Source organism: Tardiphaga sp. 42S5, assembly GCF_034044155.1.
Lineage (GTDB): Bacteria > Pseudomonadota > Alphaproteobacteria > Rhizobiales > Xanthobacteraceae > Tardiphaga > Tardiphaga robiniae.
On record NZ_CP139027.1, the window covers coordinates 3,481,606 to 3,503,079 of the forward strand.

Annotated in this window: 19 protein-coding genes; 7 read left to right on the forward strand and 12 right to left on the reverse strand. The window is 62.2% G+C overall.

Annotation, left to right across the window (positions count from 1 at the left end; all coding sequences use genetic code 11):
* The first annotated feature begins 55 nt into the window (after positions 1 to 55).
* Positions 56 to 517: a MarR family winged helix-turn-helix transcriptional regulator gene (locus SFY93_RS16030; protein ID WP_120290968.1), complete on the forward strand. Its 462-nt coding sequence runs from the start codon at positions 56 to 58 to the stop codon at positions 515 to 517.
* Here SFY93_RS16030 and SFY93_RS16035 read toward each other — a convergent pair whose 3' ends face one another.
* The 5 genes from SFY93_RS16035 to SFY93_RS16055 form a co-directional block, all read right to left on the reverse strand.
* On the reverse strand, positions 518 to 2,830 hold the full coding sequence (locus SFY93_RS16035; protein ID WP_320443817.1) for a xanthine dehydrogenase family protein molybdopterin-binding subunit: 2,313 nt from the start codon (positions 2,828 to 2,830) through the stop codon (positions 518 to 520).
* On the reverse strand, positions 2,827 to 3,306 hold the full coding sequence (locus SFY93_RS16040; RefSeq protein ID WP_320443818.1) for a (2Fe-2S)-binding protein: 480 nt from the start codon (positions 3,304 to 3,306) through the stop codon (positions 2,827 to 2,829). The genes SFY93_RS16035 and SFY93_RS16040 overlap by 4 nt, the downstream gene beginning before the upstream one ends.
* Positions 3,303 to 5,657: a xanthine dehydrogenase family protein molybdopterin-binding subunit gene (locus tag SFY93_RS16045; protein WP_320443819.1), complete on the reverse strand. Its 2,355-nt coding sequence runs from the start codon at positions 5,655 to 5,657 to the stop codon at positions 3,303 to 3,305. The genes SFY93_RS16040 and SFY93_RS16045 overlap by 4 nt, the downstream gene beginning before the upstream one ends.
* On the reverse strand, positions 5,654 to 6,511 hold the full coding sequence (locus SFY93_RS16050; RefSeq protein WP_320443820.1) for an FAD binding domain-containing protein: 858 nt from the start codon (positions 6,509 to 6,511) through the stop codon (positions 5,654 to 5,656). The genes SFY93_RS16045 and SFY93_RS16050 overlap by 4 nt, the downstream gene beginning before the upstream one ends.
* Positions 6,512 to 6,668: 157 nt before the next feature.
* Positions 6,669 to 7,865: an NAD(P)/FAD-dependent oxidoreductase gene (locus tag SFY93_RS16055; protein WP_246297689.1), complete on the reverse strand. Its 1,197-nt coding sequence runs from the start codon at positions 7,863 to 7,865 to the stop codon at positions 6,669 to 6,671.
* 379 nt (positions 7,866 to 8,244) lie between these two features.
* Between SFY93_RS16055 and serA the strand changes: the two genes are divergently transcribed.
* Both serA and dusA read left to right on the forward strand, forming a co-directional pair.
* Positions 8,245 to 9,507, forward strand: a complete 1,263-nt coding sequence (gene serA / locus SFY93_RS16060; RefSeq protein ID WP_320447784.1) for a phosphoglycerate dehydrogenase — start codon at positions 8,245 to 8,247, stop codon at positions 9,505 to 9,507.
* 38 nt (positions 9,508 to 9,545) lie between these two features.
* Positions 9,546 to 10,541, forward strand: coding sequence for a tRNA dihydrouridine(20/20a) synthase DusA (dusA, locus tag SFY93_RS16065; protein WP_320443821.1), 996 nt, complete (start codon positions 9,546 to 9,548; stop codon positions 10,539 to 10,541).
* Here dusA and SFY93_RS16070 read toward each other — a convergent pair whose 3' ends face one another.
* The 4 genes from SFY93_RS16070 to SFY93_RS16085 form a co-directional block, all read right to left on the reverse strand.
* Positions 10,542 to 11,054 (reverse strand): TIGR02281 family clan AA aspartic protease, encoded by a 513-nt coding sequence (locus SFY93_RS16070; protein WP_320443822.1) that lies wholly within the window; start codon positions 11,052 to 11,054, stop codon positions 10,542 to 10,544.
* A 10-nt stretch (positions 11,055 to 11,064) separates the two neighbouring features.
* A complete protein-coding gene (locus SFY93_RS16075; protein ID WP_068730727.1) occupies positions 11,065 to 11,283 on the reverse strand; it encodes a DUF1289 domain-containing protein in 219 nt (72 codons plus the stop codon).
* A gap of 45 nt (positions 11,284 to 11,328) precedes the next feature.
* Complete coding sequence (locus tag SFY93_RS16080; protein WP_093758930.1) at positions 11,329 to 12,930, reverse strand: sensor histidine kinase; 1,602 nt, start codon at positions 12,928 to 12,930, stop codon at positions 11,329 to 11,331.
* A 184-nt stretch (positions 12,931 to 13,114) separates the two neighbouring features.
* Positions 13,115 to 13,984 carry an NAD(P)-dependent oxidoreductase gene (locus SFY93_RS16085; RefSeq protein WP_320443823.1) on the reverse strand — a complete coding sequence of 290 codons (870 nt, stop codon included), beginning with the start codon at positions 13,982 to 13,984 and terminating at the stop codon, positions 13,115 to 13,117.
* A 313-nt stretch (positions 13,985 to 14,297) separates the two neighbouring features.
* Between SFY93_RS16085 and apbC the strand changes: the two genes are divergently transcribed.
* The 4 genes from apbC to SFY93_RS16105 all read left to right on the forward strand — a co-directional run bounded on the left by apbC (position 14,298) and on the right by SFY93_RS16105 (position 18,909).
* A complete protein-coding gene (gene apbC / locus SFY93_RS16090) occupies positions 14,298 to 15,479 on the forward strand; it encodes an iron-sulfur cluster carrier protein ApbC (protein WP_320443824.1) in 1,182 nt (393 codons plus the stop codon).
* A gap of 203 nt (positions 15,480 to 15,682) precedes the next feature.
* Positions 15,683 to 16,771, forward strand: a complete 1,089-nt coding sequence (locus SFY93_RS16095; protein WP_089267138.1) for a TRAP transporter substrate-binding protein — start codon at positions 15,683 to 15,685, stop codon at positions 16,769 to 16,771.
* Positions 16,772 to 16,936: 165 nt separating this feature from the next.
* Positions 16,937 to 18,025: a TRAP transporter substrate-binding protein gene (locus tag SFY93_RS16100; protein WP_320447785.1), complete on the forward strand. Its 1,089-nt coding sequence runs from the start codon at positions 16,937 to 16,939 to the stop codon at positions 18,023 to 18,025.
* A gap of 134 nt (positions 18,026 to 18,159) precedes the next feature.
* Positions 18,160 to 18,909, forward strand: coding sequence for a 2-keto-4-pentenoate hydratase (locus SFY93_RS16105; RefSeq protein ID WP_320443825.1), 750 nt, complete (start codon positions 18,160 to 18,162; stop codon positions 18,907 to 18,909).
* Between the two features lie 5 nt (positions 18,910 to 18,914).
* Here SFY93_RS16105 and SFY93_RS16110 read toward each other — a convergent pair whose 3' ends face one another.
* The 3 genes from SFY93_RS16110 to SFY93_RS16120 all read right to left on the reverse strand — a co-directional run bounded on the left by SFY93_RS16110 (position 18,915) and on the right by SFY93_RS16120 (position 21,329).
* On the reverse strand, positions 18,915 to 19,262 hold the full coding sequence (locus SFY93_RS16110; RefSeq protein ID WP_175367386.1) for a GFA family protein: 348 nt from the start codon (positions 19,260 to 19,262) through the stop codon (positions 18,915 to 18,917).
* Between the two features lie 42 nt (positions 19,263 to 19,304).
* Positions 19,305 to 20,714 (reverse strand): TRAP transporter large permease, encoded by a 1,410-nt coding sequence (locus SFY93_RS16115; protein ID WP_320443826.1) that lies wholly within the window; start codon positions 20,712 to 20,714, stop codon positions 19,305 to 19,307.
* A 75-nt stretch (positions 20,715 to 20,789) separates the two neighbouring features.
* Positions 20,790 to 21,329, reverse strand: coding sequence for a TRAP transporter small permease subunit (locus tag SFY93_RS16120; RefSeq protein WP_320447786.1), 540 nt, complete (start codon positions 21,327 to 21,329; stop codon positions 20,790 to 20,792).
* Positions 21,330 to 21,474 lie beyond the last annotated feature (145 nt).

Here is a 21,474-nt window from a genome sequence, read left to right on the forward strand (position 1 = left end):
ACTGTCGCGGCAACCGAAGATCGTTCATAACTAGCAAGAGATCATCGGGGACGACATGGCGCAGAAACCGACCAAGCTGAAGGCCCTTCCGACCGCGGAGCCATCGCCGGACTATGTCCTCGACTCCCAGGTCGGCTTCCTGATGCGCGTGGCGATGCAGCGCCACACCTCCATCTTCATGTCCAACATGATCGAGGATCTGACCCAGACGCAATTCGCCGTGCTGGCGAAGCTGCATGAGGTCGGCCCGAGTTCACAGAACCATCTGGGGCGGCTGGTCTATCTCGATGCCGCGACCATCAAGGGGGTTGTGGATCGGCTGGGTCTGCGCGGCTTCATCACCACCGGTAGTGACCCTACGGATCGCCGTCGCCGTGCGGTGTCGCTGACCGAGAAGGGCGCCCGTGTGGTCGATGCGGCAATCCGCGTTGCAGCGGAGGTCAGCGCCAAGACGCTGCGACCGTTGACGGCCGAAGAGCAGCGCACGTTGACGCGGTTGCTGAAGAAGATTACCTGATCAGACTTTGGCGTTGAGCAGCGCCTTCACGCGCTGCGGCGAGACCGGCAGCTGCGTGATAGCCCCGGGCTGGCCGAGCGCGTCGTCGATGGCCGCTGCAATCGCCGCGCCGACGGCATTGGTGCCGCCTTCGCCGGCGCCCTTGAGCCCCATCGGGTTGAGCGGGCTCGGCGCATCCTCGGAAATAATCACTTCGACATCAGGTACTTCGCGGGCCGTCGGCATCAAATAGTCGGCGAAGGTTACCGCCAGCGGTTCGCCGCGGTCGTCATAGGTGAACTCTTCATAAAGCGCACCACCGATGCCTTGGGCCACGCCGCCAACGATTTGGCCATCGACCAGCATCGGGTTGATCGCTTTGCCAATGTCATAGGCGACAAGATACCGCTCGACGCTGATGCCGCCAGTGTCGCGGGCGAGCGACACAACCGCGACATGGACGCCGTAAGGGTAGGTCATGTGCTTGGATTCGAACGACGCTTCGGCGAACAGGCCAGGTTCGCTATCACCGACCAGATTGCCTCCCGGTTCGAGCGCTTTCGCGATCTCGGCGAGCGTCATCGATGGGCCGGTACTGCCATCGAGGCGGACAATCTCGCCATCGACGATATCGAGTTGATCGGTCGTCAACTGCATCAATTCAGCTGCGGCCGCGAGAGCCTTGTCGCGCAGCTTCAGCGCGGCTTGCCGCGTCGCTTCGCCCGTCATCACGGAGACGCGTGAGGCGAAGGCGCCGAGGCCTCTGGCGATACGGTTGGTCTGGCCGTGGATCACGCTGACATTGTCATAGCTGGCGCCGAGTTTCTCTGCGCAAATCTGAGCGATGACAGTTTCGACGCCCTGGCCGACCGAAGCGGCGCCGGTGACGACTTCCACGAGCCCGTCGGTCCCGACATTGATCCGCACATCGTCGAACGGGCCAAGACCGCTTTTCTCGACGAACATGGCGACACCGGAGCCGACCAGTTCGCCCGCCTTGCGACGCGACGTAATCTGCGTCTGCAGGTCGTCCCAGCCGATGCCATTCAGCGCCTTGTCCAGCAGCTTCGGGTAGTCGCCTGAATCCAGCACGATGTCGGTGCCGAGCGTTTCCAATGCACGCGTGACCGGCATCTCGCTGGTCGCGATGAGGTTGCGGCGACGGACCTCGACGCCGCTGATCCCCACTCTGGCCGCGACCGCATCCAGCAAGCGTTCGCGCACGAAAGTGCTCTCATAGCGGCCGGGCGCGCGATAGGTGCCGCCAGGCGTCTTGTTGGTCAGGCGGATATGGCCGAGCACGCGATAGGCGGGAATGCGATAGGGGCCGGGCAGCATCGCAGCCGCGAGGTCGGGCACGGTGGCGGCATGCGTGCGCATATAGCCGCCCTGATCGTGGAAGAACTCGTTGTCGATGGCCAGAATATTGCCGTCGCGATTGATCGCCGCGCGGATGTGATGGGTCTGCTGCCGCGAGTGATTGGCCGCGATCAGATGCTCGCGGCGATCCTCGATCCATTTCACGGGGCGGCCGAGGCGCAGCGCGGCCAGACACACCAGTACGTCTTCGGGATACATCTCGCCGCGAATGCCGAAGCCGCCGCCGACATGGCCTTCGAACAGATTGGTGTTGGCAGCGGTGCGGCCAAACATTTTCGCAAGCTGGTCGCGATTCCAGTGCGGCACTTTCGCAGCGCCGTACATTTCCAGCATGTCTGTCTCGGCGATGTAACGGCCAATGGCCCCGCGCGTCTCCAGGGGAACGCCGGAATGACGGCCGATGGAGAGCGAAAGGCTGACTACGGCATGCGCTTTGGCGAACGCTCCATCGACGTCGCCATAACCTTTCTCGATCAGTGCGGTCTCGGTCGGTAGTCCGTCGCGGAACTCGCCGACCTCGCCATCGGCCTGCAGGATCACCGGCAGTTCTTCTATCTCGACCTCGACATGCTCGGCGGCATCTTCGGCAAGATAGGGGTCTTCGGCGAACACGACGGCGACGGGATCGCCGACATAGCGCACCTTGTCCTTGGCCAGAATGGTCTGGCGATAGACGGCGAGTTGCTCCAGCCGCGTCAGACGGAAATCAATCGGCGGAATCTCGGAGACATCGGCAAAGCTCCAGGCGGCGACCACGCCCGGAATCGCCAGAGCCGGCGCGAGATCGACCGAGACGATATTGCCGTGGGCGTAGGTCGAGCGCACCACACGCATATGGAGTTGGTTCGGGAAATTGATATCGGCGGCAAACTTGCCCTGGCCGCGCAGCAGCGGGCCGTCTTCCTTGCGAGTGACGGATTGGCCAACCAGTCCCGGTTTGGCGGCAGCAGTCACGACTGGCGCATCTCCACCGCGGCGGCGCGGACCGCCTTGATGATGTTCTGATAACCGGTGCAGCGGCACAGGTTCGACGACAGCACGTCGACCAAATCGTGGTCGGAAATATCCGGTTCACGTTCCAGCACGCCGACGGCGAGCATCAGGAAGCCGGGTGTGCAGAAACCGCATTGCAGGCCGTGGTTCTCCATGAAGGCGCGCTGCATCGGGTGCATCTCGTCGCCATCGGCGAGGCCTTCGACGGTGCGGATCTGCTTGCCGTCCGCCTGCTGCGCGAACATCAGGCACGAGCGCACCGGTTCGCCATTCACCAGCACGGTGCAGGCGCCGCACACGCCGTGCTCGCAGCCGATATGCGTACCCGTTTGACCGCAATCCTCGCGGATCGCATCCACAAGCGTGCGGCGCGACTCGACGCGAATGGCGTGAGGCTGGCCGTTGATGGTGAGGGTGATGTCGGTCTTGTCGCTCATGCAAGTTTTCCGTTGCTTGGCAATTTTCCGCTGCTGCGCAGGGCCGCCCGAATGCGCTGCGGCGTTGCCGGCATTTCGTCGATGGAGATTCCGAATGGCGACAGCGCATCGTTGATTGCGGAGATCACCGCTGCCGGCGCGCCGATGGCGCCGCCTTCGCCGAGGCCCTTGGCTTTGGTGATCGAATTGCCGGTCAGTGTCTCGATGTGATGCAACTCGATCTCGGGAATTTCGTGCGTCGTCGGCGGCAGGAAATCCGCCAGCGTGCTGGTCAGGATGTTGCCGGTCTCGTCATAGATGATCTCTTCCAGCAGCGCATTGCCGATGCCCTGCGCGACGCCGCCATGCACCTGGCCGTCGGCGATCATCGGATTGATGATCAGCCCGGCATCCTCCGCGACCAGAAACTTCTCCATCTCGACGCGGCCGGTCTCGATATCGACCTCGACGATGGCGACATGGCAGGCATTGGAGAACGTTCCCGAGGGATCGTAGGTGCCGGTCTCGGTGAGGCCCGGTTCGATCTCGCCCTTGAAGATGTGGGTCTGGTGATAGGCCGCACGCGCCATCGACGCGATGGTGACGGAGCGATCGGTGCCGATGACATGCGCCGAGCCGGACTGCAGTGTGATGTCTTCGGGCGCGGCTTCAAGGAAATGGCTCGCCATCTTCAGCAGTTTGGCGCGGATCTTTTGCGCGGCCAGCAGGCTGGCGCCGCCCGACAGTACCAACGAACGGCTGGCAAACGTGCCCCAACCATAGGGCGAGCGATCGGTGTCGCCGTGAACCACCTTGATGGATTCCGGATCGATGCCGATCTCGTCGGCAATGATCTGCGCCAGCGATGTGCGCAGGCCCTGACCATGCGGCGACGAGCCGATCCGTGCTTCGACGAAGCCCGAGGGATCGATGGTGAGATACACCGTCTCGAAGCCCGGCGTGATCTCCATGCCGCGCGCCGCAAAAGCGGGACTGCCATAGCCGGTGCGCTCGGAGAAGGTGGCAAAGCCGATCCCGAGATAGCGGCCGGCATCGCGCGCGATTTTCTGGCGCTTGCGGAATGCGTCGAGGTCGATGGCCTTGATGGCCATCTCCATGGTTTCCTTGTAGCTGCCGTCGTCGAAGACGAGACCGCTCGCTGATGTATAGGGAAATTTGTCGATGAGGTTTCGGCGACGCAATTCGGTCGGCTCGATGTCGAAAGCGGCGGCAGCCTTGTCCATCAAGCGTTCGAGCACGAAGGTGATGACCGGCCGCGAGACGCCGCGATAGGGCGCCATCGGACAGGTATTGGTCATCACGCCGCGCGAGCGACAATCATAGGCGCGGACGTCATAGGGGCCGGGGAGTTCGGCCAGCGCCATCAAGGGCTCGACGCCGCAGGTCGTCGGGAAACAGGAATAGGCGCCGATATTGGCGACAATGTCGCCGCGCAAAGCGAGCAGTTTTCCGCTCTTGTCGAATGCGCCTTCGAGCTGCACATGCTGATCGCGGCTGTGAAAGCTCGCAATCAGGTTTTCGCGGCGATCCTCGGTCCAGGCCACGGAGCTGCGCAATTTGCGCGCCAGCCAGACCAGCAGCACATATTCCGGCGCCAGCGACATCTTTTGGCCGAAGCCGCCGCCGACGTCGGGCGCGATGACACGCAGATCCGATTCGGGAATGCCGAGAATGTCGCACACCGCCGTACGTGTCAGATGCGGCATCTGCGTGGTGCAGGTCAGTGTCACGCGACCGGTCGATCCGTCATAGGAGGCATGACCTGCGCGGGCCTCCATAGGCGTCGCATTCTGACGGTGCGAGCGCGCTTCAACATGCAGCACCTTATGTGCGGTCTTCCACACATCATCGAAGCCGGGTGTCGCGATGCGACCCTCGACGATCACGTTGTGCTTGGTGTCGGCGTGAACCAGCGGAGCGTCCTCGGCGAGCGCATCCATCGCGTCGATCAGCGGTGCGCCTTGGGATATCTCGACCTCGACCTGATCGGCGATGTCCTCCGCCTGATCCTTGCTCGACGCGTAGACGGCCGCGATGGACTCACCTGTGAACCGCACGACTCCATCGGCAAGGATCGGCTGACCGACCGCGACATAATTGAACTTGCTCAGCATCGGCCGGATCGGCTTCAGCTTTGCGAGGTCCTTGGCCGTGACGATGCCTGTGCCCTCTGGTGCCGTAATATTCTCGATCGTTCCGGCAGCCACGCTGCTGCGGACGAAGCGCACCCAGTGTGTGGCCGGCATATCCGCCGTGAAGCGGCCGCGGCCGGTGACGAGGGCGGGGTCCTCGAGCCGGCGGATCGAACGCCCGACCCAGGTCGTACCGGAGCCCTTGGTATGGACCGTCATAGCAATGACCGCTCCAGCGCACGGCGCGTCACGGCACGGACCAGGTCGCAGCGATATTCGGCCGTGGTCTGGACATCCTCCAGCGGCTCGATCGCATTGGCCGCGGCTTCACCGGCGGCGACGAACAGGTCCGGCGTGGGCGCGTTACCGTTCAAAACATCTTCGGCCTCGAGAATACGCCGCGCGCGATCCTCGGCGCCACCAATGCCGACATGGGCCTCGGCGATTACGCCATCGACAAGACGATAGGTAACGAGCGCGGCAGACATCGCAAAATCGCCCGCACGGCGGCTGAACTCGTAGAAGCCGAACTTGGTATCGTCGGGTAGCAGCGGCAAGCGCGCTTCGGCGAGGAACTCGTCCTCAGCCAGCGATGTCGACATGATGCCTTCGAGGAAATCCGTGACATCAACGATGCGTTCGCCACGCACGCTCTTCACGACCAGTTGGGCGTCCAGCGTTGCCGCGACGAGGCACCATTCCGATGCAGGGTCGGCATGGGCGAGGCTGCCGCAAAACGTGCCGCGCATCCGGATCGGATAATGCGCGATGTGGCTGACGACGAAAGCGAGGAGCTTACCAAGCGGACCGTCGATGACTGGCTTGTGGAATGCGCCGTGGCGCACCCGCGCGCCAATCGAGAGATAGTCGCCGTCGACAGCGAGGCGGTCGAGCCCTTCGACCTCATTGATATCGATCAAGTGTGCTGGCCGCGCCATGCGGAACGCCATGATCGGCACCAGGCTCTGGCCGCCCGCCAGAATGCGGCCATCGAGCGGCGCAAACTCGGCCAATGCACTCACAACTTCATCCACGGTGCGTGGGACGTGTCGCGTGAACGGCGCCGGCTTCATATGGAAAAACCCCGGGCAGGAGGGCCAAAATTCACTTGTATGCTAACAATCGTCTTTTGGAAGTCAATCAGTGTCGCTGACGCAAAACGGGGCGTTCGCCGCCTGCGTTTTGATCACACGGGGATAGCTGAATTCGCCGAGTCGAGCGCGCTAAGTTTCAGGCGATATCGCGCTGCAGCGCGAAGTCATCCAGCAATGGCGAGCGTTTGCCCGCGATCATCCCGCCGATCAGTTGCGCTGCGAGATAACTGAAGGTGATGCCGTTCCCGCCATAACCATAGGCGGCATAGAGATGCGGATGGCCGGGGACAGGGCCGATCAGGGGCAGGCCATCGCGCGTGGTGTCGAAAGTACCGGCCCAGCGATAGTCGATGGCAAGTTCGGCGCGTGGCCAGAGTGATGCGAGCTTCTCCTTCAGCGCTCGTGCCTTGGCAGGGATCAGGGCATCGCGTGCATCAGGATCGATGATCTCGTCGCTGTCTTCGCCGCCGATGATGATGCGGCCGGATGCGGTGGTTCGGGCGTAGAGATAATCCTTGCTGTCTTCCCAGATCAGCACGCCGTCGCGCCAGAGTCTGTCCGGCTGCGGCTTCGTCGCGATCGCCCAGCTCGAAGAGGGTTTCTGTACCGTTGTGTGCACGATATCGGGCATCACATAGCCGGTGGCCAGCACGACGTGGCGGGCCTCGATGGTGTGGCCGTCAGTCAATTGAACGCCGACGGCGTGGCCTGCGGAGTCGAACGCGGTCGTCTCCGCCTCGAATAATCGCGCGCCGCGCGCCGTCGCGACATTCAGCAGCCCCAGTGCCAGTTGCAACGGATCGGAATCTGCCGAGTCCGGCGAGATGATGGCACCGGCCCGGGCAATGTCGTATTCGGACAGGAGGGTCTTGTGATCGAGGAGTGTGCCGGGCAGACCGGCGCGCGCGCGAAGCGCGTGTTCCTCGATCAGCCCTTTGGCACTCTCGCCTGCGGCAAGATAGAGCGAGTCCTTCGCGCGCATGTCGCATCGCAGGTCGAGCGTCCGGACCAGCGCCTTCAATCCATGGACGGCGTCATAGCTGGCGCGATAGGCACGCGCGGCGCGCTCATAGCCATAGAGATGTGTCAGCTCCTGCAGCGATCGATCGATCTCCCACAGCAGCATCGACGTGCTCGCTACTGTACTGCCGCGCCCAGGCAATTCGCGATCGACGATCACCACATCCAGTCCCTGCCGCGTCAGTTGCTCGGCCATCAGGGCGCCGGTGATGCCGCCGCCGACGATCAGGGCATCGCATGTGATGTCTTCGGTGAGGGGCTGACGGGGGGCATGCTGCAGGCCGGCAAACCACGGCGAATGTCCGCCGCGCAAATCAGCATGCTCGGTGGTATCGGGATCGAGATCGGAAATGGGGCACCTTGAGGCTGGGGAAGGAAGGCGCTGTCCGCGCCTCGTACTGAAGTCACGTGACAATTTCCCGGGTCCTGTTCCGTTCCCCGAGGGAGCGCGCGGGCGCGCAGGCTGCTCCAGATTCTCGCAGGCCACAGCGCGGTCCCGAGCCGGCTTCTCTATGACCTTGGATCAGAGATAAGTGATTTCAATGGGTTAGATACCCGTAGCAAGATCGGTGCGGTGACGTTAAACAGGCGCCAAACCAAACCAGACGATGTGAGCCGGACCAACCGGGGCTTTACCGCTCCAGCGTGGTTTCTATCTCATTCATTGCTCAAAGGACTCCGCGACCGTGACCATGAACAGCCTGCCTTTGCCGCAGCTTTCCCTCCCGAAAGACAAGATCAAAATCCTTCTGCTCGAAGGCGTGAACGACAGCGCGGTCGAGCTGATCGAGGCGGCGGGCTATTCGAGCGTGACGCGGCTCCCCAAGGCGCTCGGTGGCAATGAGCTGAAGGAAGCGCTCAAGGGCGTACACATTCTCGGTATCCGGTCGCGCACGCAGATCACCCAGGACGTGCTCGATGCCGCGGACCGGCTGATCGCGATCGGCTGCTTCAGCGTCGGCACCAACCAGGTGGATATCGACGCGGCGCGCCGTAGTGGCATTCCCGTGTTCAACGCGCCGTTCTCGAATACGCGCTCGGTTGCCGAACTGGTGATCGGCGAGATCGTCATGCTGTTCCGCCGGATCATCTCGCGCTCCAATATGGCGCATGAAGGCGGTTGGGAGAAATCGGCCAATAACAGCTATGAAGTGCGCGGCAAGACGCTTGGTATCGTTGGCTACGGCAGCATTGGCTCGCAGCTCTCGAACCTGGCGGAAGCGCTGGGCATGCGCGTGATCTTCTACGATCACACCGATCGATTGCGTCACGGCAACACCGAACCTGTCGGAAGCCTGCAGGAACTGCTGGCGCAGAGCGATGTGGTCAGCATGCATGTGCCGGAGACACCGGCCACGCAGGGGATGATCGGTCGCGACGAGTTCGCCGCCATGAAGGACGGCGCCTATTTCATCAACAACAGCCGCGGCACGGTGGTTGATCTCGATGCGCTCGCCGATGCACTGCGCCAGGGCAAACTACGCGGTGCGGCCGTCGACGTATTCCCCGTCGAGCCCAGCTCCAATCAGGAGCGCTTCGTTACCCCGCTGCAGGGTCTGGAGAACGTCATCCTGACGCCGCATGTCGGCGGCTCCACCGAAGAGGCTCAGGAGCGCATCGGCGCGGAAGTCGCACGCAAACTGATCGACTACAGCGACAGCGGGTCGACTATGGGCACGGTGAACTTCCCGCAGGTACAACTGCCGGCGCGCCCGTCAGGTACCCGGTTCATCCAGGTCCAGCGCAACGTTCCGGGCATGCTGGGACGGCTGAACGAGGTGCTGGCGCGCCATGCGGTCAACATTGCCGCGCAATATTACGAGACCAACAACGACATCGGCTATGTCGTTCTCGATGCCGATGCATCGGCGGCGGATAGCGAGCGGGTGCTGGCGGATATTCGGGCACTGGAAGGTACGATCCGCGCGCGCTTGTTGTATGAATACAAGGACTGAGCCCTGGTTCTGCTCAACGAACGACATGGAATAGACGCTTGAAGCACGAGGACATCCGTTTCTCCATCGCCCCGATGATGGACTGGACCGACCGGCATTGCCGCGTCTTCCATCGTCTGCTGTCGCGACGGGCGCGGCTCTATACGGAGATGCTGACGACGGGCGCCGTGATCCATGGCGACCGCGCGCGGCTGCTTGGATTCGACGCGAGCGAACATCCGGTGGCGTTGCAGCTGGGCGGTTCGGAGCCGGCGCACCTCGCGGAGGCTGCGAAGATCGGCGCGGATTTCGGTTACGACGAAATCAACATCAATGTCGGTTGTCCCTCGGATCGTGTGAAGGACGGGCGCTTCGGGGCGTGCCTGATGGCCGAGCCGGATCTGGTGGCGCGTGGTGTGGCCGCGATGAAGCAGGCGGTGGACGTGCCGGTCACCGTCAAGTGCCGTATCGGCATCGACGATCAGGATCCCGAAGTCGCACTCGATACGCTGGCACGCGCGGTGGTCGCCGCCGGCGCCGACGGCCTGATCGTGCATGCGCGCAAGGCGTGGCTCAACGGCCTGTCGCCGAAAGAGAACCGCAACATTCCGCCGTTGAACTACGACCGCGTCTATCGGCTGAAGGCGGCAATGCCCGACGTGCCGATCGTCATTAATGGCGGCATCGTCGGCATCACTGAAGCCGCCGAACATCTGGCGCATGTGGATGGCGTGATGCTTGGCCGCGCGGCCTATCAGGAGCCGTGGCGGCTGCTGTCGGTGGATCCCGAATTGTTCGGCGAGCCCGCGCCGCATGCGACGATGAAAGACGCCTTCGCGGCGATGATGCCCTATATCGAGGATCAACTCGCGCAGGGCATGCGGCTGCATTCGATCACCCGGCATTTTGTCGGCGCATTCCACGGCGTGCGCGGCGCACGCGCCTTCCGACGCTATCTGGCCGAGAATGGCGTCAAGCACGGGGCCGGCATCAATGTGTTGCGTGAGGCGATTGCGCAGGTCGAGGATGAGCCCGCGTTGTACGAAGCGGCCTAGTTACGGATAGCCGCGCAGCATCAGTCTATCGGCGCGGACTTCCCAGCTTTCCAGGCGATCGAGAAAGCTCATCCCGAGCAGGTTGGTCTTCATCTGCCCACGCGGCACCACCAGTGCCGGGACGGATCGCTCGACCAGCTTGCCGACGGCGAGGCGATCCAGCGTCAATCGTGCTGCCTTGGTGCGGCCACCCGCAGTTTCCACGTCGACATTGTAGTCGAGCATTTCGAGCGGCAGACCCGCGGCCTTTGCGGTTTCATAAGTCAGCACCACCGACGTGGCGCCGGTATCGATCACCATCGCCGTCTTGACGCCGTTGATCTTGACCTGAAGTCCGAACTCACCAGTGTTGCCGCGCGGGATGTCGACCAGCCGCAGCGGCGGCGGGCTCTGCTTGCGCAAAATTTCTGTGACGAGATTGCCGGCCTTGGAGATCTGCTTGGGATCGCCATAGGCGAGGGCGGCGCCTGCCGTCGCGACAATGACGATGACCAGAAGAAAGACCCGGCTCATGGCGAGCCTCTCAGGTGGCCGCGGATGTCCTCTTCGCTGCGTATGTCGACGAAGGCTCCAGCCCCGCCTCGGCCATGCGGGCCGGCAGCAGTGCCATCGTATCCAGACGCTCCGCGCTGTCCATTTTTCCCCAGCGCGCGATCTCCGGCAGCGTGCGTCCGCAGCCGAGGCAGAGCTTGGTCTTGGGGTCGATGAAGCAGACTGCGATGCACGGCGTTTCTTTGCTCATCCAGTAATATTGAAGCGGATCGGCTCGCTTGCGCAAGCGTCGAAATCACAGCCCGGTTCCTGCATTCATGATGGGTTTGTTACGGGCCCGACGCTTTTCGTCGGCGACGTTCATCTCGTAATCGGGCTGCAGCGGTGGCCCATCGGGCGCCATCGGCGCAAGCGCGGACATCACACGCTCCGGCGGGAAAGTGATGATCACCTCGGTGCCGATCCGCAATTTCGATTTCAGCGTGAATGTGCCGCCATGCATGTCGATCAGGCTCTTGGCGATCGGCAGACCGAGACCGGCACCCTGTTCGGCCGATTTGATCGAGTTCGATCCCTGGCCGAAGGAGGCCAGCACGATCGGGATCTCGTCTTCGGCGATGCCCGAGCCGGTGTCCCTGCAGCTCAGATACTGGCCGCCGGAGGCGGTCCAGCCGACCTTGAGCCAGATCTCGCCACCCTGTGGTGTGAACTTGATCGAATTCGACAGCAGGTTCAGCACGATCTGCCGACAAGCGCGCTCGTCGCCCCAAACCCGCGGCATGCCGTGTTCGAATACTTCGTGGATGGTGATGCCACGGCTCGATGCGCGCAGCTTCAACAGGTGATGGCAGTCCGCGACGACATGCACGAGCGAGACGGCTTCTTCATTCAGCTCGTAGCGGCCGGCTTCGATACGCGACAGATCAAGGATCTCGTTGATGAGATTCAGAAGGTGCACGCCGGAATTATGGATGTCGGCCGAGTAGTCCTTGTAGACCGGCACGGCATGACCACCGAAGATCTCGCTCTTCATCACTTCGGAAAAGCCGAGAATGGCGTTCAGCGGTGTACGCAGTTCATGGCTCATCTGCGCGAGGAAGCGCGACTTGGCGACATTGGCGGCTTCGGCGCGGTGGCGCGCTTCGTCGGAGATGGCCTTGGCCTGTTCGAGTTCGCCGATCAGGGCGTCCTTCTCGGCGCGGGCTTCCAGCGTCGCCAACGTAGTCGAATGCAGCCGCTGCGCCAGAAGCGCGAAATAGCCTTCGGCGGCGACAGCCAGAACGGCCAGCACGTAGTTGTCGAAGGTGCCGCGCAGGATGAAGCTCAGCGCCACGCCGAGCGTCACCGGCGCGGTGGCTGCAAAGGCGGCAATCGGCAGGCTCGCGGCGAGCATGCTGGAGACCGCGACCACCAGCAGCATCAGGAACATCATCAGCGAATTGGAGACGACGTCGACGCCGGTCGGATGCACGAGGATTACCGTCCACGACAGGCCGTAGAGCAGGTCCAGAAAGATAAAACGCAGCCGCCACTTATGCGTGCTGCTGGGTGTCGGTGTTTCCGCCAGATAGCGATTGCAGGCGCGCAGGATCACCGCGTGAATGCACAGCATCCCGCATGACCATGCGGCGGCCGGCAGCGGCTGCATCCAGAACCCGAACAGGATGCCTGTGCCGACCACCAGCAGCGTGATGACGAGCGAGGCGGAGAGGCGGGTCTGGGCGTATTGGCGGAGCAGTTCGCGATCGAAAGCGGGGCGCGTTCCCGATGTCGAGGTCAGCCGGTCGCGCGCTTCGCGCACCCGCTGTTGTGCCGCCCGGCGATTGCGCGGCGGAACAGCGACGGGCGTTTCAGCCGGAAGCTGGACGACCTCGGGCCTGGCGGCGGGCTCACTCATCACTCGTACACAAATCCTGCACGCAAACGCGCGCGGTTTTTCACAGACCCTATCTGTGCCGCACAATCATTAAGAGGTGCCTTAAAGAACGAAGTAATCCGGTTAATATTCAATAAAAATGGTATCGACGGAGGGCGCCTGTAGGGCGCCGCTCCGCCGTAATTTGTTCAGGAAACCTATATGGTTACCGGGGCAATCTTGCCAAGAGACTTGAAGTGTCCCACCGCTTGCCGCCGAGTGCTTCGACCTCGCCGTAGAACTGATCGACAGTGGCCGTGACCGGCAGGCTGGCGCCGTTGCGGCGGGCCTCGGCGAGACAGATCGAGAGGTCCTTGCGCATCCATTCGACGGCGAAGCCGAAGTCGAATTTTCCGTCATTCATGGTCTTGTGACGGTTCTCCATCTGCCACGACTGCGCGGCGCCCTTGGAGATCACCTCGACCACCGTATTGACGTCGAGACCGGCCTTCTTGGCGAAGTGAATGCCTTCGGACAGTGCCTCGACGAGGCCGGCGATGCAGATCTGGTTGACCATCTTGGTGAGCTGGCCGGAGCCCGCGGGACCGAGCAACTTCTGCATCTTGGCGTAGGCCGTAATGATCGGCTCGACCTTGGCATAGACCTTGGCGTCGCCGCCGCACATCACAGTGAGGGCGCCGTTTTCGGCGCCGGCCTGGCCGCCGGACACGGGCGCGTCGATGAAGTGGAAGCCGGCCTTCGTCGCAGCCGCATCGAGTTCGCGCGCCACTTCGGCGGAGGCGGTGGTGTGGTCGACGAAGATCGCGCCCTTGACCATGCCGGCGAAGGCGCCGTCGGCGCTCGTGGTGACCGAGCGCAGGTCGTCGTCATTGCCGACGCAGCACATCACGAAGTCCTGGCCTTCGGCAGCCGCTTTTGGGGTCGGTGCGGACTTGCCGCCGAACTTCTCCACCCATGCTTTGGCCTTGGCTGCGTTTCGGTTGTAGACGGTGACCTCGTGGCCGCCCTTGGTGGCAAGGTGGCCGGCCATGGGGAAACCCATGACGCCGAGACCGATAAATGCAACTTTGGCCATGTCCGTACCCTTTGGATGCTGTCGGCTTTGCTGCCGAACGTCGACTGTTGGGAAGTGAGGCGCCGCCTTGGTTCGTGGCGGCGAGATCGCTGGTGATGAGGAGCGCCAGCATAGTCGCTGCACAGGACGCGGCAAAGCCCCCGTTACCACTCATGGCTGCAGCCGCCTATGGTGCGCTGCAAAAGAAAATCTGGTGCCGGTCTTGTGTCAGAGCAATCTCGGAATTCTCAACATAGCCTAGAAACGGCATGGACTTAGGGCGGAAGTTCTCTATCTGTGCGGTCTAGTTTGTCCGTCGATCGGGAGACACGCATTGAGCGTTTCGCAGCAGCAGGTTCTGGATGGTCTGGCCAAGGTGACATCGCCGCGCGGCGTGCCGCTGATCCATGCGGATGTTTTGTCCGAGATCGTCGTGACCGACGGCAAGGTGCTGTTTTCGATCAATGTGGACGCCGCTGAAGCGCGGGCCTGGGAAAGCGTGCGCGCGCAGGCGGAAGCCGCGGTGCGGGCGATCCCTGGCGTCACCGGCGCAATGGTCGCGCTGACCGCCGAGCGCAAGCCGGGCAGCGCACCGGCTGCGCCGCAGCGCCACGACCACGCAGGACATTCCCATGGTCCCGGTGGGCATTCGCATGGTCCGCAGTCCGGCGGCGTACAGCCGGTCTCGGCGCATCGCCCGCATGCGAACCCGGCCAACTCGCCAATGTCAAAACAGGCTGAGATTCCTGGCGTTGCCGCGATCATCGCCGTGGCCTCGGGGAAGGGTGGTGTCGGCAAGTCCACGACGGCACTCAATCTGGCGCTGGGCCTGCGCGATCTCGGCCTGAAGGTCGGTCTGCTCGACGCCGATATCTATGGTCCTTCGGTGCCGCGGCTGACCGGCATCAATGAAAAGCCGACCCTGGACGACAACAGGAAGATGATCCCGATCGAGCGCTTTGGCCTGTCGATCATGTCGATCGGCTTCCTGGTCGAGGAAGAGACCGCGATGATCTGGCGCGGGCCGATGGTGATGTCGGCGATCACCCAGATGCTGCGCGATGTCGCCTGGGGTACGCTCGACGTCCTCATCGTCGACATGCCCCCCGGCACCGGAGATGCACAGCTCACGCTGGCGCAGAACGTGCCCCTGAAGGGCGCTGTGATTGTCTCGACGCCGCAGGATCTGGCGCTGATCGATGCGAGGCGCGGCCTTGCGATGTTTACCAAGGTCAATGTGCCCGTGCTCGGCATCATCGAGAATATGAGTTATTTCCAGTGCCCGGAATGCGGCACGCGCTCCGACATTTTCGGCCATGGCGGCGCCCGTCATGAGGCAGAGCGGCTCAAGGTGCCGTTCCTCGGCGAGGTGCCGCTGCATATGTCCATCCGCGCCATGTCGGATGCCGGCACGCCGGTGGTCGTCAGCGAGCCCAACGGCCCGCACGCCGCGATCTATCGGGCCATCGGCACGCAGATCCGCGACCGGTTGCAGGGCGTTATTGCGGCAGCGTAAGCCGGCCGGTGGCCGGGGCCGAGATGTCGCATAGAACTTTCGTTCAATTGGGCTGGCAACGACGTTCGTCGTGTTTTCCGCGGCTGAATAACCGTGTTAGACAGCCTCTGCACCAGAGCGTCTTCGGTTGAATCGCGCAACGATTTGCCGCTGAATATGCTCAAAGGAATTCTAGGGAAAACGCCCGCAAAAGGAGAGCTTGAATGAAGCGTCGTGAGTTTTTGAAGGTTTCGACGGCCGGCGCCGCGGTGGCCGCCGTTGCCTCGCCGGCGATCGCGCAGTCCGCGCCCGAGGTCAAATGGCGCCTCGCATCGAGCTTCCCGAAGTCGCTCGACACTATCTATGGCGGCGCCGAGATGATGGCGAAGCAGGTCGCCGAAATGACTGACAACAAATTCCAGATCCAGGTCTTCGCGGCCGGAGAACTGGTCCCCGGTCTGCAGGCGCTCGATGCGACCTCGAACGGCACCGTCGAAATGTGCCACACTGTGTCTTACTACTATGTCGGCAAGGATCCGACCTTCGCGATCTATGCGTCGGTGCCGTTCGGCCTGAACGCGCGCCAGCAGAATTCCTGGTGGTATCAGGGCGGCGGCGAACAGCTCGGCAACGAGTTCTTCAAGAAATTTGGCGTCATCGGTCACCCTTGCGGCAATACGGGCACGCAGATGGGCGGTTGGTTCCGCAAGGAGATCAAGACCGTTGCCGATCTCTCCGGCCTCAAGATGCGCATCGGCGGCATTGCCGGTCAGGTGCTGCAGAAGGTCGGCGTCGTGCCGCAGCAGCTTGCGGGTGGCGACATCTATCCGTCGCTTGAAAAAGGCACCATCGATGCTGCCGAGTGGGTCGGTCCCTATGACGACCAGAAGCTCGGCTTCCAGAAGGTCGCGAAGTACTATTACTATCCAGGTTTCTGGGAAGGTGGCCCGACGGTCCACGCCTTCACCAACCTCGAGAAGTACAACGCGCTGCCGAAGAGCTATCAGGCGATCCTCACCAATGCCTGCGCCAATGCCAACAGCTGGATGGCCGCTCGTTACGACATGCAGAACCCGGCGGCGTTGAAGCAGCTCGTCGCCGGTGGCACGCAGCTGCGTCCGTTCACCAATGAAGTTCTGGATGCATGCCTCAAGGCTACCAACGAACTCTGGGCTGAAATCTCCGCGAAGAACGCCGACTTCAAGAAGTCGATCGACGCGATGCAGGCCTATCGTTCGGACGAATATCTGTGGTGGCAGGTCGCCGAATACACCTTCGACAGCTTCATGATCCGCTCGCGTACCCGCGGCTGATCTTAAGCTTCGATCAAACATGAAGCCCGGCCTTCGCGAGAAGGTCGGGCTTTTTGCATTGCGTCACTCAAATCGCCGTGGCTTCTCGCTGGAACCTGGCCCATGCTGCTCTCCAACGCCCTCGCCAAGAAGGGCGCTGACACATTCACATCCAGGGAGCACATCATGAAGCGTCGTGAGTTCATCAAGGCTGCCGGTCTGGGGGCTGCCGGTGCGGCCATTGCCGCGCCGGCCATCGCGCAATCTTCGCCGGAGATCAAATGGCGGTTAACGTCGAGCTTTCCGAAATCGCTCGATACGATCTATGGCGCCAGCGAGGTATTCGCCAAGGCCGTTGCCGAGGCCACCGACAACAAATTCCAGATCCAGGTGTTTGCCGCCGGTGAGATCGTCCCCGGTCTGCAGGCCCTGGATGCGGCCTCCAACGGCACCGTGGAGATGTGCCACACGGCGGCCTACTATTATGTAGGCAAGGATCCAACCTTTGCGTTCGGTACTGCGGTTCCGTTCGGACTCAACAGCCGGATGCAGACCTCATGGTTGCAGGTGGGCGGTGGCGCCGAACTCTTCAATGAATTTCTCAAAGGCTACAACGTCATCGGATTCGCGGCCGGCAACACCGGCTGCCAGATGGGCGGCTGGTTTCGCAAGGAGCTGAAGGAGCCATCCGACCTCAGTGGTCTCAAAATGCGCATCGGCGGCTTCGCCGGCCGTGTACTCACCAAGCTTGGGCTCGTTCCGCAACAGGTGGCCGCCGGCGATATTTACCCGTCGCTGGAAAAGGGCACCATCGACGCTGCCGAATGGGTCGGACCTTACGATGATGAAAAGCTCGGTTTCCAGAAGGTCGCCAAATATTACTACTATCCCGGCTTCTGGGAAGGCGGTCCGACACTGCACAACATGGTCAACCTCGCTAAGTGGGAGCAGCTTCCTGCCAGCTACAAGTCGATCATCAGGACCGCCTCGTCGCTCGCCAACGAAACCATGCAGGCACGCTACGATGCCTACAATCCGCCGGCGTTGAAGCGCCTGGTGGCCGGTGGCACGCAGCTGCGGCCGTTCCCCGCATCCATTATGGATGCGTCGCTAAAGGCTGCCAACGAGGTTTATGCCGAGACCTCGGCCAGCAATGCGGCGTTCAAGAAAGTCTATGACAGCATGGTGGCCTTCCGCGGCGACCAGTACACTTGGTGGCAGGTCGCCGAGTACAGCTTCGACAGTTTCATGATCCGCTCGCGCACCCGTAGCTGATCGAAGACTGTTTCGGAAAAAGGAGCCCGGCCTTCGTGAGAAGGCCAGGCTTCTTGTTGAAGCGGTCTCCCTTCGCCGGTACGCGGATCGCGAATCCGCTAAGTGTTCTGTTCCTGGAGGGAGCCGAATTTGCCATGACCGAATCTGAAATCGAAACAGCCGCCGACATTCTTGCCGAGGCGCGCCGCAGCGGAACGCAGATCGAAGCGCTGCCCGTCACGCCATCTTCGGTTGCGGAGGCGCATGAGATTCAGGATCGGGTTGCTGCGCTGGTCGGAGAGCCCATCGGTGCCTTCAAGGCCGGTGCGCCGCCCGACGGGGAGCCGACCCGCGGACTAATCGAGGCGCGCATGGTTCGCACCAGTCCGGCGCATATGTCGGTGGCCGAAGTCCCGCATCTCGGCGTCGAAGGCGAGGTCGCCTTCCGCTTTACCCGCGATATGCCGGCGCGCGCCGCGCCTTATACGCGCGAAGAGATTGCGCAATCCGTGGCCGTGCTGCCGGCCATCGAGGTGGTCTCCAGCCGGTTTCGGGAGCCGACGAGCCGGCCGCGGTTGGAGCAGCTCGCCGATTGCGGGATCAATGGCGGGCTGGTGCTCGGGCCTGAGATGGCCGACTGGTCACATCTCGATTTGCCGAACCTGCACATCACGTTTGTTGTGAACGGCGAGACGGTGCTGGAGCGCAAAGGCGGCCATCCGACCGACGATCCGCTTGCCGCTGCAATCGCGCTGGCCAATATGTGGCGGGATGCCGGAGGCTTGAAAGCAGGGCATATCGTCACGACAGGCAGCTGGACCGGCATGCCGTTCCTGAAGCCCGGTGATCGCTGTGTGGTGCGCTTTGAAAAGCTTGGCGAGGCCGAGATAGTGTTCGTCGGCTGATCGCGTTAGCGATCCTTGCCGTCAAACTGCTGGATATTCAGAGCGCTCAGATCGACCGCAGGCAGACAGCGCACATTGACCGATGCCATCATCATTCCGTTGGGGGCTTTTCCTTCGCCGAACGGGGCAATGCCGCAGGTGCTGCAGAAGTGATGCTGAATAGCGTGGTGATTGAACGTATAGGTCGACAGGCTTTCTTTCGCGGTCTTCAGCACCAGTTTGTCTCGTGGAACGAAAGCGAGCAGGCCGCCGCGCCGCCGGCACATCGAACAGTTGCAGTCGATGGCCGAATTGAAGTCGCCCTCGACTTCAAAGGCGATATTGCCGCAATGGCAACTTCCTTCATGCAACATCGGTTATCCCCTGATCGTAAAGCGCAACAGTAACGTTATCCGCTATTTCGCCGGCCCAAAGTCCGGCATCGCCGGCATCTCGATCTGCGGAATCTCGATCTTCACGTTGGACGTATCCACAGCCGTGTTGTCGATCCAGTAGGTCACGAGACCGGGCCAGTAGATCACGATGATCACCAGGATGATCTGCATCCCGACCCATGGCAGTGCGCCGAGATAGATATCGCGGCTCTTCACTTCGGGCGGTGCAATGCCGCGCAGATAGAACAGTGCGAAGCCGAACGGCGGATGCATGAATGACGTCTGCATGTTCACGCAGAGCAGCACGCCGAACCAGACGAGATCGATGCCGAGCTTGGCCGCGACCGGCGCCAGCAACGGGATGATGATGAAGGCGATCTCGAAGAAGTCGAGAAAGAACGCCAGGAAGAACACGAAGATGTTCACGAAGATCAGGAAGCCGATCGCGCCGCCGGGCAGGCCGGTGAGCAGATGCTCGATCCAGCGCGCGCCGTCCATGCCCTGGAAGACGAGGCTGAAGCAGGTCGAGCCGATCAGGATGAACACCACCATCGAGGTCAGGCGCATGGTCGATGTCATCGCCTGGTCGATCAGCGGCCAGGTCAGGCGGCGATGCAGCGCGGCGAGCACCATGGCGCCGACCGCACCCATGGCGCCGGCTTCGGTCGGCGTCGCGAGGCCGAGGCCGATGGTGCCGAGCACCAGGAAGATCAGCACGATCGAGGGGATCATGCCCCAAAGCACACGGCTGATGAGCTTCCAGTTCATCGGCTCGCGCGCATGTTCCGGAATCGGCGGCATCGCGTTCGGCCGGATGATCGACAGCACGACGATGTAGAGAATGAAGATCACGACCTGGATGATCGACGGACCGATCGCGCCGAGATACATGTCGCCGACTGAACGGCCGAGCTGGTCGGCGAGGACGATCAGCACCAGCGACGGGGGGATGAGCTGCGTGATGGTGCCGGACGCGGCGATGACGCCGGTGGCGAGTTTCATGTCGTAGCCGTAGCGCATCATGATCGGCAGCGAGATCACGCCCATGGCGATGACCGAAGCAGCAACGGTGCCGGTGATGGCGCCGAGCACGGCGCCGACGAGGATCACCGCATAAGCGAGGCCGCCGGGAATCTTGCCGAACAGCTGGCCGGTGCCTTCGAGCAGATCTTCAGCAAGGCCGCAGCGCTCAAGGATCGCGCCCATGAAAGTGAAGAACGGGATCGACAGCAGCAGGTCGTTCGAGATCGTGCCGTAGAAGCGGAACGGCAGCGCCTGCAGGAAGGACGGATCGAAATGACCGGTGAAGATGCCGAGAATGCCGAAGAACAGGCCGACGGCGGCCAGCGAAAAGGCGACCGGGAAGCCGAACACCATGAAGCAGATCATGGTGCCGAACATCAGCGGGGGGAACACGCCGTAAGAAAACATCGGTGGTCCTGACTATCGAACTGGTTCTATCGAACGGATTGGTCGAAATGCGAGAGGCTGAAAAAGCGAACGCCGCTATTGCAGCGGCGCTTCGTAATGGGTGTCGATCTTGACGACGCCGGCGAGCGCGGCGATGCGCTTGGCGAGCTCGGCCACACCCTGCAGTAGCAGCAGACCGAAGCCGAGCGGCAGCACCAGCTTCACCGGCCACAGGATCAGGCCGCCCGCATTGCTGGAGACCTCCTGCGAATTCCAGGAATTCAGGAAAAACGGGAACGTCATGTAAGTGAGGTATGTCATCGCCGGCAGCAGGAAGATGCAGAGGCCGATGATATCGATCCACAGCCGCGCACGATCGGAGACCGCCGAATAGAGCAGATCGACGCGCACATGCTCATTGAGGCGCAGTGTCTGCGCCGCGCCGAAAAACACGATGCCCGCGAACATGTACCACTGGATTTCGAGCCAGCCGTTCGACGAATAGTTGAAGAGATAACGGATCGTGGCGTTGCCGGCGCTGACGAGGCAGGCGAGCAGCACGAGCCACTTGGCGATGAAGCCAAACACATCGCTCAGTGCATCGATCGCACGTGTGAATTTGAGTACGTCCACAATTTCCCCCGAAAGTCGCCCCGCTGTCCGCTCATCACGTCTTTCTCACTGAGAAAGCGTAGCTTTTTCCGCTGGGCGAAAGAATTCGGCGGCACCATTTCAGCGCGTCATGCAATCGTCAATCGGAAATTGACGGTTTGTCGCAGGC

Coding starts and splice junctions, on each gene's coding strand:
- SFY93_RS16070 (WP_320443822.1), bottom strand. CDS start 11,054: ATGAGCCGGGTCTTTCTTCTGGTCATCGTCATTGTCGCGACGGCAGGC.
- SFY93_RS16045 (WP_320443819.1), bottom strand. CDS start 5,657: ATGACGGTCCATACCAAGGGCTCCGGTACGACCTGGGTCGGGCGTTCG.
- SFY93_RS16050 (WP_320443820.1), bottom strand. CDS start 6,511: ATGAAGCCGGCGCCGTTCACGCGACACGTCCCACGCACCGTGGATGAA.
- SFY93_RS16075 (WP_068730727.1), bottom strand. CDS start 11,283: ATGAGCAAAGAAACGCCGTGCATCGCAGTCTGCTTCATCGACCCCAAG.
- SFY93_RS16115 (WP_320443826.1), bottom strand. CDS start 20,714: ATGTTTTCTTACGGCGTGTTCCCCCCGCTGATGTTCGGCACCATGATC.
- SFY93_RS16100 (WP_320447785.1), top strand. CDS start 16,937: ATGAAGCGTCGTGAGTTCATCAAGGCTGCCGGTCTGGGGGCTGCCGGT.
- SFY93_RS16105 (WP_320443825.1), top strand. CDS start 18,160: ATGACCGAATCTGAAATCGAAACAGCCGCCGACATTCTTGCCGAGGCG.
- SFY93_RS16040 (WP_320443818.1), bottom strand. CDS start 3,306: ATGAGCGACAAGACCGACATCACCCTCACCATCAACGGCCAGCCTCAC.
- SFY93_RS16085 (WP_320443823.1), bottom strand. CDS start 13,984: ATGGCCAAAGTTGCATTTATCGGTCTCGGCGTCATGGGTTTCCCCATG.
- SFY93_RS16030 (WP_120290968.1), top strand. CDS start 56: ATGGCGCAGAAACCGACCAAGCTGAAGGCCCTTCCGACCGCGGAGCCA.
- serA (WP_320447784.1), top strand. CDS start 8,245: ATGAACAGCCTGCCTTTGCCGCAGCTTTCCCTCCCGAAAGACAAGATC.
- SFY93_RS16080 (WP_093758930.1), bottom strand. CDS start 12,930: ATGAGTGAGCCCGCCGCCAGGCCCGAGGTCGTCCAGCTTCCGGCTGAA.
- SFY93_RS16095 (WP_089267138.1), top strand. CDS start 15,683: ATGAAGCGTCGTGAGTTTTTGAAGGTTTCGACGGCCGGCGCCGCGGTG.
- SFY93_RS16110 (WP_175367386.1), bottom strand. CDS start 19,262: ATGTTGCATGAAGGAAGTTGCCATTGCGGCAATATCGCCTTTGAAGTC.